Consider the following 13,320-nt stretch of genomic DNA (forward strand, 5'->3'; position numbering starts at 1 on the left):
GTATTTATAAATTTTATAAATGTACTAATCTTGAGCTGGCTCAGTAGGAGATGAGAAGTATTTCATCCATGGAACTTAATTTAAAAATATTGAAATCACTATTTCAACGCTCTGCTGATGTACAATTCCAACAGTATCAATTTCAGCAATATACCGTACATTTTATAACTTGTGATGCAATGATCAATGAGCACCTACTTCAGGCAGTTGTTGTTCAACGGGTGCAATCCTTATTAAATAATAGCACTGATAAGGTATTACAGGAACAAATTGAACAGTATTTACACATCCCTTACTTACAAAGAGTTTTAACAAAAGAGGATGCTATTACAAAAGTTTATAAAGGCTATGTCCTATTGTATATTGAGGAAGCTGACTTGCTTTATGCCAGCGATATTTCTCAAAGACCCAATCGTGAGCCTGGAGAAACAACCCTTGAGCTTGTGGTGAAAGGACCGCGAGATGACTTTATTGAGGATGTTTTTATTAATATTGCTTTATTAAGAAAACGATTACCAACGAATTCATTTAGTGTGGACACTTTAGAAATTGGGAAACGTTCAAAAACAACTGTAGCAATCCTTTATATGGATGATATTGTGAATGTAAATATGTTGGAGCGCATAAAATTACAATTACAAAAGGTAGATACAGATATTGTCATTAATGGTGATTTGCTGATGGAAACGGTGGAGAAGGGTGCAAAAATCTTACCTAAGCATGATTACACGGGAAGACCTGATTTTGCTCTGCAGGCTATAATTAGGGGAAGAATACTCATCATGATTGATGGTGTTTCCTATGCTATTATTATTCCTGCAAATATTATGCTACTTTTTAAATCAGGAGAGGATAATGAATATCCGATTCTCGTCAGCTCTATGGAACGCTTGCTGCGAATTGTAGGGATATTAATTAGTATGCTATTACCAGGCTTTTGGCTCGCACTGACAACATACCACCAAGAACAGCTCCCATTCATACTGCTGGCAACCATTGTAGAATCGCGAACAGGACTCCCCTTCCCAACAATACTTGAAATCTTAATGATGCTCTTTATGTTTGAGTTATTTCGAGAAGCCAACTTACGCCTACCAAGCGCAGTGAGCGACTCTATCAGCGTAGTGGGAGGATTAATTATTGGGGATGCTGCTATTAAAGCTGGGGTTACAAGTCCTTCCATGATTGTAGTTATTGCGATCTCAAGCATTGCCGCTTTTACACTTGTCAATCAATCCTTTGTAACAGCGATGAGTATTTTCCGATTAATTATTATTATTGCCGCTGCTTTTTTTGGGTTATTTGGGTTTTTTGTCTCCATATTTTTCATCTTATTGTACACAGTCAATATACATGTTCTAGGTATGCCTTATATTAACTTTGGTGCAAATTTTGAAAAAGGCAATATTAAAAAGACATTATTACGTTTAACACCAAAAGGCTATGGCAGACGACCAGCCTTTCTAAAACCACACGATAGAACACGCACGGCTAACAAAAAATAAGGATTAGGTAGCATTCAACCTGATCCTTTTATAACGATTATGATGATAAATTATTTTTATTATAAAACATCTATATTGCTAGTTTTTTCATATAGGCTCCCTACAGAAAAAGCTATTCTACTTGAATGGGATAAAAAATTATTTGAATATTTACTTTTATCCATATACGTGGCAATTAAGCTAGATTACAACGATAATTTTAGTATTTTATAAAATAAAAATTGATTTTATCATTTAATTTAGGTAGGCTAGACGACAAGGAGAGTATAAAATATTTTGTGTAAATAGAAAATTCCATAGAAAAAGGAAGACCCTTTCTTGGTAGAATTAAGTCACCACAACCAATCCTAGAAAAGAGGTCTTCCCTATGAATCAGTTTACAACAGAAATTGTCGATGCACTAGTCAAAAAACAAGATATTACCGAGGTTTTTCGTTCGCACTTGGAAATGGCGATCAACTCGCTACTGGCGACAGAGCTGACGGAATTTTTGGATTACGAAAAATACGATCGTATCGGGTTCAACTCAGGCAATTCTCGCAATGGGTCTTATTCGCGTACACTTCACACGGAGTACGGCGATTTAACGCTTCAAATCCCGCGGGATCGCAACGGTGAGTTTAAACAACAGACAGTGGTACCATATAAGCGCTCGAACGATACGCTGGAAGAAACGGTCATTCACTTGTTCAAAAAAGGCATTACGATGGCGGAAATTGCGCAATTAATTGAGAAAATGTATGGGCATCACTATACGCCGCAAACGATTTCGAATATGACAAAGGCTGTTTCAGAAACGGTAGAAGCCTTTAATAACCGTCCTTTGCACAATCGTTACGTATGCGTGTATTTAGACGCGACGTATATTGCCGTGCGTCGTGATACGGTGTCAAAAGAGGCCGTCTATATTGCAGTTGGTATTCGTGAAGACGGCTCTAAAGAAGTGCTTGGCTATACGATTGCCCCAACAGAATCGGCCTACAACTGGCAGGAGCTACTACAAGAGCTCAAAGACCGTGGTGTAGAAGACGTACTTTTATTCGTATCAGACGGCTTAAAAGGCATGGCAGACGCTGTGTTTAATGTGTTTCCAAAGGCAAAATATCAGGTGTGCCTTGTCCATGTGGCACGCAATATCATGCATAAAGTCCGAGTAGAAGATCGCAAGGAAGTGTGCGAGGATTTTAAAACGATTCACCAGGCAAAGAACGCTGAAGCAGCGAAAAAAGCGCTCGAGACGTTCTGCGAAAAATGGGGCAAATCGTATAAAAAAGTCGCACAAGGCTTACTCGAAAACCCGTATTTACTGACGTTTTACGGCTTTCCCAAGGCGATTTGGCGAAGCATCTACTCGACGAATTTAATCGAGTCGTTCAATAAGCAAATCAAAAAATATACAAAGCGCAAGGAACAGTTCCCGAACGAAGAATCGTTGGAGCGCTTTTTAGTGACGCAGTTCGAAGACTATAATCAACGTTTCGCCACACGCTGCCACATCGGCTTCAATCAGGCCCGTGCAAAGCTAGAAGAAATGTTTGAGCAGCTGCACGAACCGGCAAACTAGACCGGGACGCGCCAGCGCGAAATTTGAGTGTGTAGGAAAGGGCTAGCCCTTTCCTACACACTCAAATCAACACTTCGAACAAGTACAATTGAATACACAGGTGATGAGTTCCCTTGAACGGGTGAATCGTCATTTACACAAAAATATTGACAGTACCATAAATCATGCTCAAATTTTAATTCTTGATATAGAGTGGGAGGGTTAATGATGCGCGTAAACATTACTTTAGCTTGCACAGATTGTGGCGAACGTAACTACATTTCTAAAAAGAACAAACGCAACAATCCGGAGCGTCTTGAACTTAAAAAATATTGCTCTCGTGAGAAGAAATATACTCTTCACCGTGAAACAAAGTAATTGCTCATTAAGCCAAAACCACAAGTGGTTTTGGCTTTCTACATTTTATCGTATAATGTTTAAAGGCGCTCGTTTGTAGACAATTCGCCTTTAAGGGAGGTTGGCCCACATGGATAAAACAACATTACGAAACAAGGTACGACAAGCGCTTGCAGCCATGAGTGAGGAAGCCTACTGTCATCAATCATTAGCTATAGTAAAAAAAGTGCTACAGGAGCCATATATAATAGAAGCAAAGACAATCGGTATAACCATTTCACATAAACCAGAAGTCGACACAATCTCTTTTATTGAAGAACTTTGGCAGCTTGGCAAAAAGGTTGCTGTGCCAAAATGTAACCCGAAAACAAGAGAAATGTCATTTTATGCCATTGAATCGTTTGCCCAGCTTGAAACTGTATATATGCATTTGCGTGAGCCTATTCCTGAAAGATGTGAATTTGTTGACGCAAATGACATGGATGTCATCCTTGTACCAGGTGTTGTTTTTGACGAGGCTGGTTATCGAATTGGCTATGGTGGTGGTTATTATGATCGCTATGTATTAAACTATAAAAAAGGAAAATTGATCTCTTTGCTATTTGACGAGCAGATTGTTCATCATGTTCCTACTGAAGCACATGATTGCCCAGTAGATATCATTGTCACACCAACAAAGCGCATTGATTGTCAACTACAACGAGGAGCGAAAGAAAATGGATAAAATGTTAGATATTTATGAACTTTTGAAAACATATGGCACTTATATTTATACACGCGATCCGATTGGCGATTTGGTGTTAATGGAGGACGAAATACGTGAGCTCTATAAAGCGAATGTCCTAGATATCAAAGATTACCAAATGGCATTATTGCTCATTCGACAGGAAGCGACAAGACTTCATATAGAAGCGCAACAAAAGTAATGTTTGAAAGAAAATAAAATTGGGTAGTGTAAAGAGGAAGTAATATAGATGTAATATGTATGTAATATTCTAAAGACAGTGGATTTCCGCTGTTTTTATGTTTTTAAGAAACTTTTTACATTGTAAAACGTATATATAGATATCTGGCGCATAGCAGAGCGTGGAGAAATAAATTCCAAAAGATATATGTTGCGAATCTGTAAAAAAAGGATTAAGATATATTTTGTTTCAGTAACAAAATGTAAAATTATTTTTTGTAAGGAACTCTCAATGAGTAAAAATGATTACAAATATTTCGTTGTGATAAACAAGAGCTTGTAACAGTGATGTCAGACTCCGATAAGAAAAGCTTGAGTTAGAGCTAAGTCTGTAGAAAGTGAAAAGTTCGTTTAGTGTAACCAAAATAGAAATAATTATTTTAGAATTTGCTCATTATGAGTAAGGAAATAGGGAGGATGTTAGGAATGAAATCAATAAAGTGGCCTAAACATTCATTTATGATACTAGCAATTATAACAACATGGATTAAAACGGTCATTGTGTATCACACAAGCTTTGAGATGAAAATTGAAAATGCCATGCAGCAATTTATTTTATTTATTAATCCATTAAGCTTCTTGCTATTTACGTATGGTTTGTCATTATTCTTTAAATCAGTAAAAGCCAGAAATCGTTACTTAATTACGGTCAGCATTATTTTGTCCATTGTATTATACGGAAATGTTGCGTTCTACCGATTCTACAATGACTTTATTACGCTACCAGTATTGTTCCAAACAAGTAACTTTAGTGACTTAGGAACGTCAGTAGCAGCGATTGTGGAGCCTTGGGATGTATTATATTTCGTGGATGTACTTATTTTAATTTTAGCGAATAAGTTTTTACCAAGAATGAAAGAAACATTCAAAATCAATGTTGAATTCCGTCGTGCATTCTTTGTATTAGCGGTTGCGATGTCATTCTTAAACTTAGGATTAGCAGAAACAGAGCGTCCACAACTTTTAACACGTAGTTTTGACCGCGAATTATTAGTAAAAAACATTGGGACGTACAACTATCATTTGTATGATATTTATATTCAATCGAAATCATCTGCACAACGCGCATTAGCGGATGGTAGTGAGCTTGTAGAAGTGAATAACTATATTCGCTCAAACCAAGCGGCTGTCAACCCAGAGATGTTTGGGAAATATAAAGATCGTAATTTAATCGTTGTTTCAATGGAATCATTACAAAATTTTGTCATTAATAATGATATGAATGGTCAAGAAGTTACACCATTCTTAAATTCTTTAACAAAAGATAAAGATACGTATTATTTTAGTAATTTCTATCACCAAACAGGCTTAGGAAAAACATCTGACTCAGAGTTTATTGTAGAAAACTCATTGTTTGGTTTAGGTCGTGGTGCAGTATTCTTTACACATGGCGGTAATACGTATAATTCAATGGCTGAACGCCTTGGAGAAAATGGTTACTTTACAAATGTCATGCACCCAAATAATAAATCATTCTGGAACCGTGACATGATGTATCAATCACTAAAGATTAATAAGTTTTATGATATAGATTCATATACAGTGGAAGAAGGGCAAGCTGTTAACTGGGGTATGAAAGATACTCCATTCTTAGAGCAATCAGCGGCTTTAATGAAGGAGATGCCACAGCCATTCTATTCGAGATTGATTACATTAACGAACCATTATCCATTTACACTGGACCCTGAGGATATTATGATTCCTGAATATGATTCAAACTCAGGTACATTAAATCGTTATTTCCAAACAGTACGTTATATGGATGAAGCATTAAAAGATTTCTTCCAAGCGTTAAAGGATCAAGGTGTTTATGAGAATTCGATTATTGTGATGTATGGCGACCATTATGGTATTTCTGAAAACCATAATAAAGCGATGGCACAATATTTAGAGAAAGATCAAATCACACCATTTGATAATGCAGAGCTACAAGAAGTACCTTTATTTATCCATATTCCAGGAGCTGGTGATGGTCAGGAAATGACAGAGGTATCTGGACAAATGGACTTACGCCCAACGATTTTACATCTTCTTGGTATTGAAACATCAAAGGATATGCAAATGGGCGCAGACTTGTTCTCTCCAGAACATGAGGACTTTGTTGTATTCCGTGATGGACGCTTTATCACTGATAAATACGTCTATGCGGGTGAAGTTTGCTATGACAAAGCGACTGGGGAAGAAATAGAAGACGGCGAGGCATGTCAGCCATATGCTGATCGTGCTACAACAGAGCTAGAAAACTCGGATGCCATTATTAATGGTGACCTGCTGCGCTTCTATGATGAAAAGACAGGTAATTTAAAGCAAGATTCCGTTAAATAATTAAAGCGATTCGTCCACTCCAAGAGGCCGAATCATCAAGAAAAACCAAACAATTGGGAAACACTTTTAATGGGCGTTTCACACAATCGTTTGGTTTTTTCTTTGGGTGAAAGCCCAAGAAAAAAGAGCCATCTCTAAATTAAGAGATCGCTCTTTTTCTGTCTAAATTTTAGTGTAATTTTGGTGGGTAACCGCTATGAATGATTGTCATGATGACAAACCAACCGAATACGGCAGCACTTAATAAGTTGAAAACAACGCTTAATAGGTTCTTTTCTTTAATTGCTTGGAATGTACCAACTACAGCTAAAATCGCTACTAGACCAAAAATAACCATTAATAAGTTCATAAAAAATAGACACTCCTTTCGACATCAGAAAATGAATGTCGCAAACAATATTCCTCCTTAATTGTAAACGTTCTATTTGTTTTTGTCGAGAACTAAAATAGCGTAAACTATGAACATTTATCGTCAAATTGTGGCAAAGCCTGTATAATAAAATATTGAGGTGATCACGATGATGAATGTACGAAGCTATGCGCTTGGGCCAGTCCAAACAAATTGCTATATCGTATCGAATAAAGAGAAGGAATGTCTTATATTTGATCCAGGTGAGGAAGCAGAACGTTTGATGAAAATGATTCGTAGCAATGGTTTAAAGCCATTATCGATCTTTTTAACACATGCACACTTTGACCATATAGGTGCTGTGGAAGCGGTACGTGAGGCTTTTCAGGTGCCTGTATGGATTCATGAGAAGGAAGTAAGCTGGCTTGGGGATCCCGCCAAAAATGGCTCCAGTAAATATGTGGCATTACCCGATTATATTGTTGCTCCACCAGCCGAAGAAAATATCATTAAAGAGGAACAATCATTTGAAATAAGCAATTTTAGTTTTAAAGCGATTTTTACGCCAGGCCATTCGCCGGGCAGTATTTCCTATATCTTTGAGAACGATGGCTTTGCGATTGTAGGAGATACATTATTTGAGCAGGGAATAGGGCGTACAGATTTATTAGGTGGCTCCACTAAAGTATTATTAACCTCTATTCATGAGAAATTACTAACGCTACCAGAGGATACTATTGTTTATCCTGGGCATGGCAGCTATACAACGGTTGGCGTAGAAATGGAAAGCAACCCATTTTTAAATGGTTTTTAGTGAGTATTGGTAGAAAAATTAAACAATTTCATTTATTTATGCTAGAATATAAATAGGTGATGTAAATGGAATTAATTTTACTATTATCGCTGATTACTGATGTGAATTATTTAATTCAACATAGTCCATTTATTAAAGTATACATTTATACTATATTTGATAAAATTTCTGTTTTTGACACGAATTTTGATGTAACGATGGATTTAACAGTCAATATAAATTTTGAAACAAAGATTTATTTATCGCATATCGCACTAAATAAATGGCTGAGAAAAGTAATTTACAGTAAATCCGATAATGATGAGGAATTAGCGGCCCTTTTATAAGATTAATTATAAAAAGGGAGATACGCATTCATGCTTGAACAATTAACACAACCATTGACAAATTTATTAGAGGTATTTTTTCATTTTACAGGAAGCTATATTTTGGCAATTGTACTGCTTACAGTGCTTATCCGTTTAATTCTCATGTATCCAAATTTCAAGTCTTATAAATCTCAACAAGTGGTTACGCAAACTACTCAAGGGAATAAGGAGCAATTAGCTGCATTACAATCAAAGTTAAACCAAGCGACAACAGACGAAGAACGGAAAGCGTATCAACTGCAAATATCGCAAATAATGATGGAGAACTTTTCAGGGATGAAAACGGGCTGTCTAACAGCGCTTATACAAATTCCGATTCTAACGGGCTTGTATTTGACCATTTCTAAAAACAATGCGATTATGCATGAGAGCTTATTATGGTTTAACCTCGGCTCTACAGATATCTTTATGGCCATTATTGCAGGTTTAGCGATGATGGTTCACATGTATTTATCGTTTAAACTAGCAGAAAATAGTCAACCACAAATGGCAATGATGATGTGGATCATGCCGGTGATGATTGTATTTTCATCATTATTTATGCCATCAGCCATCTCGTTTTACTGGACGGTATCCTCTATATGGATGATTGTCCAAACCATTGTCTTTCATCAATATAAACCTAAGCTAACTTCTTAAATTATCAATCCCCCTCGCCTGAAGGGGGATTTTATTATGCTTCTGAAAAGTGAGCAACAAAAAAGCGTGCCTCATATTGAACATGAGACACGCAATTTTTTGATTAATGACCGCCACCAGGTACGTGAATGAATGTTGTATAGTATGTGAAGCCAGCGAAGAATACAGTTAAATATGCTCCGAAAATGTACATGTACATACGTTCTGAAAGGTTTAAGAAGCCTAATAATAAGAATAAACCTGTATTACCTACGAATAATAGCGATACCTCGTTCATACCACCAAGGTAGAACATAACGGCAAAAATACCTGTCCAGAAAGCCATAACTTTATACATATTATCCATGAAGATTTCCCCTCCTTTTGCCCACGACACAATAATCTCTTACTCATTATAAATGATATGAAAGGTGTCTGTAAACTGGAACTTCTGCTTCTTTGTGACAAACAAATGGATTTTTTAACTAGCGATCGATTTCTGTCACGTTTATTTCATATTTACATAAATCACAATTATGTATCATACTTTCCATTTGCACAAATTCATTGTTTGAAAATAATGCATCTAGTTGCCCCTTTAAATAGGATTCATGTAATGAACAAACAATTTCGGAATGAGCAGACAACTGCTCCTGGAATGGACAATTAAAAATGGAGAATATTACTTTTTTTCCTTGCTCAGTTTGCTGAACTTGCGGAATATAGCCAATTAATGCAGCATTATCTGTTAATAGCTGAAGCTTATCATCGAAGGAAAGGGAATTACTTAATGTTAATTCAGCATTTATATAGTTCTTCATTTGCTGATAGCCGTCTTGGTAGCTAATTTCCTGACATTTTGTTAATGCTGATGGACCAATGTCCTGCACTAATTGAATTGTCCATTTTAATAAACGATCCTCATCACGTCTTGGAAACGAGAGGGATACACCTTTTTCGGAGGCTTTATAAACACGTCCTGGTCTACCGCCTTTGCCTGTTTTCACAAAATCAGCAGAGATAATATTAATTTCGGCAAGCTTTGTTAAATGAAGCCTAGCAACATTTGGATGAATGCCAAATTTATCTGCAATATCTTGGACTGTAACCGTTTTCTTTTCTTTTAGAATATACTCATAAATCGAGTATCTTGTTTCATCAGCGAGTGTACTAGTAATTTTTAATGGATGGATCATATGCTTCACCTCTTTAAATTTTTTGATTGTTATTCGTCTACCAGGTGCTAGGAAAATAATCATGATATTTCTATTATATTGTATTATTGAAAAAGATACAGTTCATTTCTGTATAAATAATAATTTTTTCATGTATTTATTTTTTATTATAGTAACCATTTGTGATGAAGATGCACTGAAAAATAGTAAAACACAAGCGAAGGCGCTTAATTTTGTATGTGTAAGAAATAATAAAAAATTACATAAGGTACAATCTTTCATGAATGGTTTAGCGATCAAAAATGGAAAATCTAATGGTGAAGCAACGCTGATTGATCATCACTAAAATACTTTAGATAAGTATGGTGCAATACCATTAAAGTATGCTATAACTTTATCGAAGAGAGGAAAGTGTCTAGTTCAAATGATCCATTAAATGGTTTTTGAAAGTGTACAAAGGAGGCTTATGATGAAAGTAGATTGTTTAGTTGTGGATGATGAAATGGCTTTAGCTGAAACGACCTGTGAATATTTTAATATGTTTGAGGTCAAAACAGCATTTGTGACAAGTGCGGCGGAATGTGAGCGTTTTTTGGAGGAACACGAATCATCATTAATTCTTCTCGATATCAATCTTGGGCATGAGTCGGGGTTTGATTTATGTAAAAAATTGCGTAAAACAACGCAAATTCCAATTCTATTTATTAGTGCCCGTTCCAGCGATGATGATGTTTTAATTGCGCTGAACATAGGCGGGGATGATTACATACAAAAGCCCTATACTTTAAGTATTTTACTAGCAAAGGTCAAAGCTGTACTTAAAAGATATGGTAGTGGTTCTAGCAACCAACAAGAGGTTTTGACATTTGGACAAATTCAAATGGATACAAAACTTCATCGTATGCGGGTAAAGGGTGTTGATATTCAACTAAAAATGATGGAATATAAACTGCTGCATTATTTGGCAAAAAATAAAAATCGTATCATCACAAAAGATGAGTTGTTTCAAAATGTTTGGGGCGATTCCTTTGTAGGCGATGGCACGCTTAATGTACATATTCGGCATTTACGTGAGAAAATTGAAGAGGATCCCAAGAACCCGCAATTGATTAAAACTGTATGGGGGACAGGCTATATTTTAGAGGATACAAGCGGATGAAAATAAAATGGCTCATTATAATGATTGTAGTGGTTTTTGCTGTCGGCATTACTTGCTCAACCATCATTATTAACAATAAGAATACTGAAGAAGTGGATCTTATCGCCATAAATGATCTGGTCAAAACAGTTGAAAAAAATTGGGGACAAATTCAGGAAGAAACTTTTCACAGCAGTAGCATACTCCAGCCATATTCAATTATAGATGCCTCTGAAAACGTGATTTACCAAACATTAGATACTTCTTTTCATCATATATACGATGCCATAAAAAATAGGGATATAGTGATAGATGTAAAAAAAGATAACGAAATAGTAGGAAAAATCATTATCCATAATAACGAACAAGAAATAGTGGAACAAATGAAAAGTGAACTAGTCAAATCCATTTGTGTGATTTTTACTTTATTAATGATCATTAGCATTCTTTATATTACCTATATTTACAGGGCCTTATTAAAACCGTTTCAGCAGCTTCAGGCTTTTGCCGCAAATGTGGCGAGGGGTCATTTCGATATACCTTTAAATATGGGCAAGAACAATTACTTTGGCGCATTTACGGAAAGCTTTGATCTATTACGGGAAGAGCTTGATGCTGCTCGTCAAAGAGAGTATGAATCCAATCGCAGTAAGAAGGAGTTAGTTGCCACATTAAGTCATGATATTAAGACACCTGTTGCCTCCATCAAGGCAGTTAGTGAATTGATGCTGATGCAGGCAAAGGAGGACAAGGTCATAAAGCAGGTGCAGACGATCTCCTCAAAGGCAGAGCAAATTAATTTGCTTGTGACGGATATGTTCCACGCTACGTTGGAAGAACTACAACAATTAAAGTTAACGGTAACTGAGCAATCGAGCGAAATCCTTGTAGAGATGATTGAAAATGTTAATTATGATCATCAAATCGTCTATGATGCTATTCCACCATGCATTATTTTAACAGACCCCTTACGTATGCAGCAGGTAATAGACAATATTATTAGTAATTCCTATAAATATGCAGGCACAAAGGTCATCGTTAAGTCGCAAATTAATAACGGTTATCTCGAACTCCATATGATAGATTTCGGATGTGGCATTAGTGAAGAAGAATTGCCCCTATTGTTTAATAAATATTATCGCGGAAAAAATGTTGAAGGGAAGAATGGTTCAGGGCTTGGTCTCTATATCTCAAAATATTTTATGGAAAATATGCAGGGCCATATTCACTGTTACAACCGCCAAGATGGTTTTACAGTTGTCTTAAAAATTAAACTGGCATAAGAATTAAGGATTAGTTAAGAATTGCCTAAAGATTGGCTAAGAATTTATTTTGTATGATAAGGCTGTAATCTTCATTACAGTCTTTTTTGAATTGAATATAAAGGAGCGTACAAAAAATATGACAAAGGCAATTATTAAAACAGAGAAGCTATGTAAAACCTTCTCAAGCGCCGGAATTCAACAGCATGTATTGAAAAATTTGGATATTTGTTTGCTAGAAGAGGATTTTACCATCATTATGGGGAGTTCAGGCTCTGGGAAATCGACGCTGCTTTATGCTATGAGTGGTATGGATAAGCCCACATTAGGCACAATTGATTTTGCAGGCGAAAATTTAGCGAAATTAAACAACGACCAGCTGGCGGTATTTAGACGAAATCATTGTGGTTTTGTCTTTCAGCAAATTTATTTATTAGACAATATGAGTGTGCTTGATAATGTACTGGCAAGCGGTCTGTTAGTGAATAAAAATAAGCGTGAAGTTGAAGAAAAAGCGAAAGAATTATTAAATCAAGTAGGAATCGGCGAAAATGCATGGTCTAAGTTCCCAACACAGCTTTCTGGCGGGGAGGCGCAACGAGTTGGAATTGTTAGAGCATTAATAAACAGCCCGAAATTATTGTTTGCGGATGAACCAACCGGTGCGTTAAATTCAGCAGCTAGTACTAGTGTTCTGGATGTATTTACCGATGTCAATCGTAACGGGCAAAGTATCGTGATGGTCACGCATGATATGAAAACTGCGTTGCGCGGAAATCGGATTCTCTATTTGCGGGATGGTGTTATTTGCGGTGACTTGCAGTTAGGTACATACAGCGAGAAAGACAATGTCGAGCGCCATAAAAAGCTCAAAAATTTCCTTGCAGAAATGGGGTGGTAAG

Annotated in this window: 15 protein-coding genes; 12 read left to right on the top strand and 3 right to left on the bottom strand. The window is 36.3% G+C overall.

Translation table 11 applies throughout. From position 1 onward, the window contains the following. Positions 1-68: 68 nt before the first annotated feature. From ADM90_RS07510 to ADM90_RS07535, 6 genes are all read left to right on the top strand, one after another. Positions 69-1,505 (top strand): spore germination protein, encoded by a 1,437-nt coding sequence (locus ADM90_RS07510; protein ID WP_053994380.1) that lies wholly within the window; start codon positions 69-71, stop codon positions 1,503-1,505. A 367-nt stretch (positions 1,506-1,872) separates the two neighbouring features. Next, positions 1,873-3,069, top strand: a complete 1,197-nt coding sequence (locus ADM90_RS07515) for an IS256 family transposase (protein ID WP_053993757.1) — start codon at positions 1,873-1,875, stop codon at positions 3,067-3,069. A 207-nt stretch (positions 3,070-3,276) separates the two neighbouring features. After that, positions 3,277-3,426, top strand: a complete 150-nt coding sequence (gene rpmG / locus ADM90_RS07520) for a 50S ribosomal protein L33 (RefSeq protein ID WP_008408521.1) — start codon at positions 3,277-3,279, stop codon at positions 3,424-3,426. A gap of 109 nt (positions 3,427-3,535) precedes the next feature. Beyond that, positions 3,536-4,129, top strand: a complete 594-nt coding sequence (locus ADM90_RS07525) for a 5-formyltetrahydrofolate cyclo-ligase (protein WP_053994381.1) — start codon at positions 3,536-3,538, stop codon at positions 4,127-4,129. Next, positions 4,122-4,331 (top strand): YqgQ family protein, encoded by a 210-nt coding sequence (locus ADM90_RS07530; RefSeq protein ID WP_053994382.1) that lies wholly within the window; start codon positions 4,122-4,124, stop codon positions 4,329-4,331. The genes ADM90_RS07525 and ADM90_RS07530 overlap by 8 nt, the downstream gene beginning before the upstream one ends. A 464-nt stretch (positions 4,332-4,795) precedes the next feature. Then, positions 4,796-6,694, top strand: a complete 1,899-nt coding sequence (locus tag ADM90_RS07535; protein WP_053994383.1) for an LTA synthase family protein — start codon at positions 4,796-4,798, stop codon at positions 6,692-6,694. Between the two features lie 169 nt (positions 6,695-6,863). Here the strand turns inward: ADM90_RS07535 and ADM90_RS07540 are convergent, their stop codons facing one another. Then, entirely contained in the window at positions 6,864-7,043 is a 180-nt protein-coding gene (locus ADM90_RS07540; RefSeq protein WP_053994384.1) for a DUF2759 domain-containing protein, read from the bottom strand. Between the two features lie 169 nt (positions 7,044-7,212). Here ADM90_RS07540 and ADM90_RS07545 point away from each other — a divergent pair, with 169 nt between their 5' ends. The 3 genes from ADM90_RS07545 to ADM90_RS07555 all read left to right on the top strand — a co-directional run bounded on the left by ADM90_RS07545 (position 7,213) and on the right by ADM90_RS07555 (position 8,864). Next, on the top strand, positions 7,213-7,857 hold the full coding sequence (locus ADM90_RS07545) for an MBL fold metallo-hydrolase (protein ID WP_053994385.1): 645 nt from the start codon (positions 7,213-7,215) through the stop codon (positions 7,855-7,857). A 65-nt stretch (positions 7,858-7,922) separates the two neighbouring features. Then, positions 7,923-8,183: a hypothetical protein gene (locus ADM90_RS07550; RefSeq protein WP_053994386.1), complete on the top strand. Its 261-nt coding sequence runs from the start codon at positions 7,923-7,925 to the stop codon at positions 8,181-8,183. A 30-nt stretch (positions 8,184-8,213) separates the two neighbouring features. Then, positions 8,214-8,864: a YidC/Oxa1 family membrane protein insertase gene (locus ADM90_RS07555; RefSeq protein WP_053994387.1), complete on the top strand. Its 651-nt coding sequence runs from the start codon at positions 8,214-8,216 to the stop codon at positions 8,862-8,864. A 103-nt stretch (positions 8,865-8,967) separates the two neighbouring features. On the opposite strand, the gene ADM90_RS07560 is transcribed toward ADM90_RS07555, so the two are convergent. Further along, positions 8,968-9,210, bottom strand: coding sequence for a DUF2626 family protein (locus ADM90_RS07560; protein ID WP_024361272.1), 243 nt, complete (start codon positions 9,208-9,210; stop codon positions 8,968-8,970). 118 nt (positions 9,211-9,328) lie between these two features. Further along, positions 9,329-10,039 (bottom strand): helix-turn-helix transcriptional regulator, encoded by a 711-nt coding sequence (locus ADM90_RS07565; RefSeq protein WP_053994388.1) that lies wholly within the window; start codon positions 10,037-10,039, stop codon positions 9,329-9,331. 448 nt (positions 10,040-10,487) lie between these two features. On the opposite strand from ADM90_RS07565, the gene ADM90_RS07575 reads away from it, so the two are divergent. The 3 genes from ADM90_RS07575 to ADM90_RS07585 all read left to right on the top strand — a co-directional run bounded on the left by ADM90_RS07575 (position 10,488) and on the right by ADM90_RS07585 (position 13,319). Further along, on the top strand, positions 10,488-11,177 hold the full coding sequence (locus ADM90_RS07575; RefSeq protein ID WP_053994390.1) for a response regulator transcription factor: 690 nt from the start codon (positions 10,488-10,490) through the stop codon (positions 11,175-11,177). After that, on the top strand, positions 11,174-12,439 hold the full coding sequence (locus ADM90_RS07580; RefSeq protein ID WP_053994391.1) for a HAMP domain-containing sensor histidine kinase: 1,266 nt from the start codon (positions 11,174-11,176) through the stop codon (positions 12,437-12,439). Before ADM90_RS07575 ends, ADM90_RS07580 begins: the two co-directional genes overlap by 4 nt. A gap of 118 nt (positions 12,440-12,557) precedes the next feature. Further along, positions 12,558-13,319 (top strand): ABC transporter ATP-binding protein, encoded by a 762-nt coding sequence (locus ADM90_RS07585; protein ID WP_053994392.1) that lies wholly within the window; start codon positions 12,558-12,560, stop codon positions 13,317-13,319. Position 13,320: the final 1 nt, after the last annotated feature.

The sequence above is a fragment of the Lysinibacillus macroides genome (assembly GCF_001281525.1).
GTDB lineage: Bacteria > Bacillota > Bacilli > Bacillales_A > Planococcaceae > Lysinibacillus > Lysinibacillus macroides.

Bases quoted from the DNA above. Each gene is read 5' to 3' on its own strand.
- ADM90_RS07515 (WP_053993757.1), top strand. From the start codon at position 1,873: ATGAATCAGTTTACAACAGAAATTGTCGATGCACTAGTCAAAAAACAA.
- ADM90_RS07530 (WP_053994382.1), top strand. From the start codon at position 4,122: ATGGATAAAATGTTAGATATTTATGAACTTTTGAAAACATATGGCACT.
- rpmG (WP_008408521.1), top strand. From the start codon at position 3,277: ATGCGCGTAAACATTACTTTAGCTTGCACAGATTGTGGCGAACGTAAC.
- ADM90_RS07510 (WP_053994380.1), top strand. From the start codon at position 69: ATGGAACTTAATTTAAAAATATTGAAATCACTATTTCAACGCTCTGCT.
- ADM90_RS07560 (WP_024361272.1), bottom strand. From the start codon at position 9,210: ATGGATAATATGTATAAAGTTATGGCTTTCTGGACAGGTATTTTTGCC.
- ADM90_RS07550 (WP_053994386.1), top strand. From the start codon at position 7,923: ATGGAATTAATTTTACTATTATCGCTGATTACTGATGTGAATTATTTA.
- ADM90_RS07540 (WP_053994384.1), bottom strand. From the start codon at position 7,043: ATGAACTTATTAATGGTTATTTTTGGTCTAGTAGCGATTTTAGCTGTA.
- ADM90_RS07585 (WP_053994392.1), top strand. From the start codon at position 12,558: ATGACAAAGGCAATTATTAAAACAGAGAAGCTATGTAAAACCTTCTCA.
- ADM90_RS07575 (WP_053994390.1), top strand. From the start codon at position 10,488: ATGAAAGTAGATTGTTTAGTTGTGGATGATGAAATGGCTTTAGCTGAA.
- ADM90_RS07580 (WP_053994391.1), top strand. From the start codon at position 11,174: ATGAAAATAAAATGGCTCATTATAATGATTGTAGTGGTTTTTGCTGTC.
- ADM90_RS07525 (WP_053994381.1), top strand. From the start codon at position 3,536: ATGGATAAAACAACATTACGAAACAAGGTACGACAAGCGCTTGCAGCC.
- ADM90_RS07535 (WP_053994383.1), top strand. From the start codon at position 4,796: ATGAAATCAATAAAGTGGCCTAAACATTCATTTATGATACTAGCAATT.
- ADM90_RS07565 (WP_053994388.1), bottom strand. From the start codon at position 10,039: ATGATCCATCCATTAAAAATTACTAGTACACTCGCTGATGAAACAAGA.
- ADM90_RS07545 (WP_053994385.1), top strand. From the start codon at position 7,213: ATGATGAATGTACGAAGCTATGCGCTTGGGCCAGTCCAAACAAATTGC.
- ADM90_RS07555 (WP_053994387.1), top strand. From the start codon at position 8,214: ATGCTTGAACAATTAACACAACCATTGACAAATTTATTAGAGGTATTT.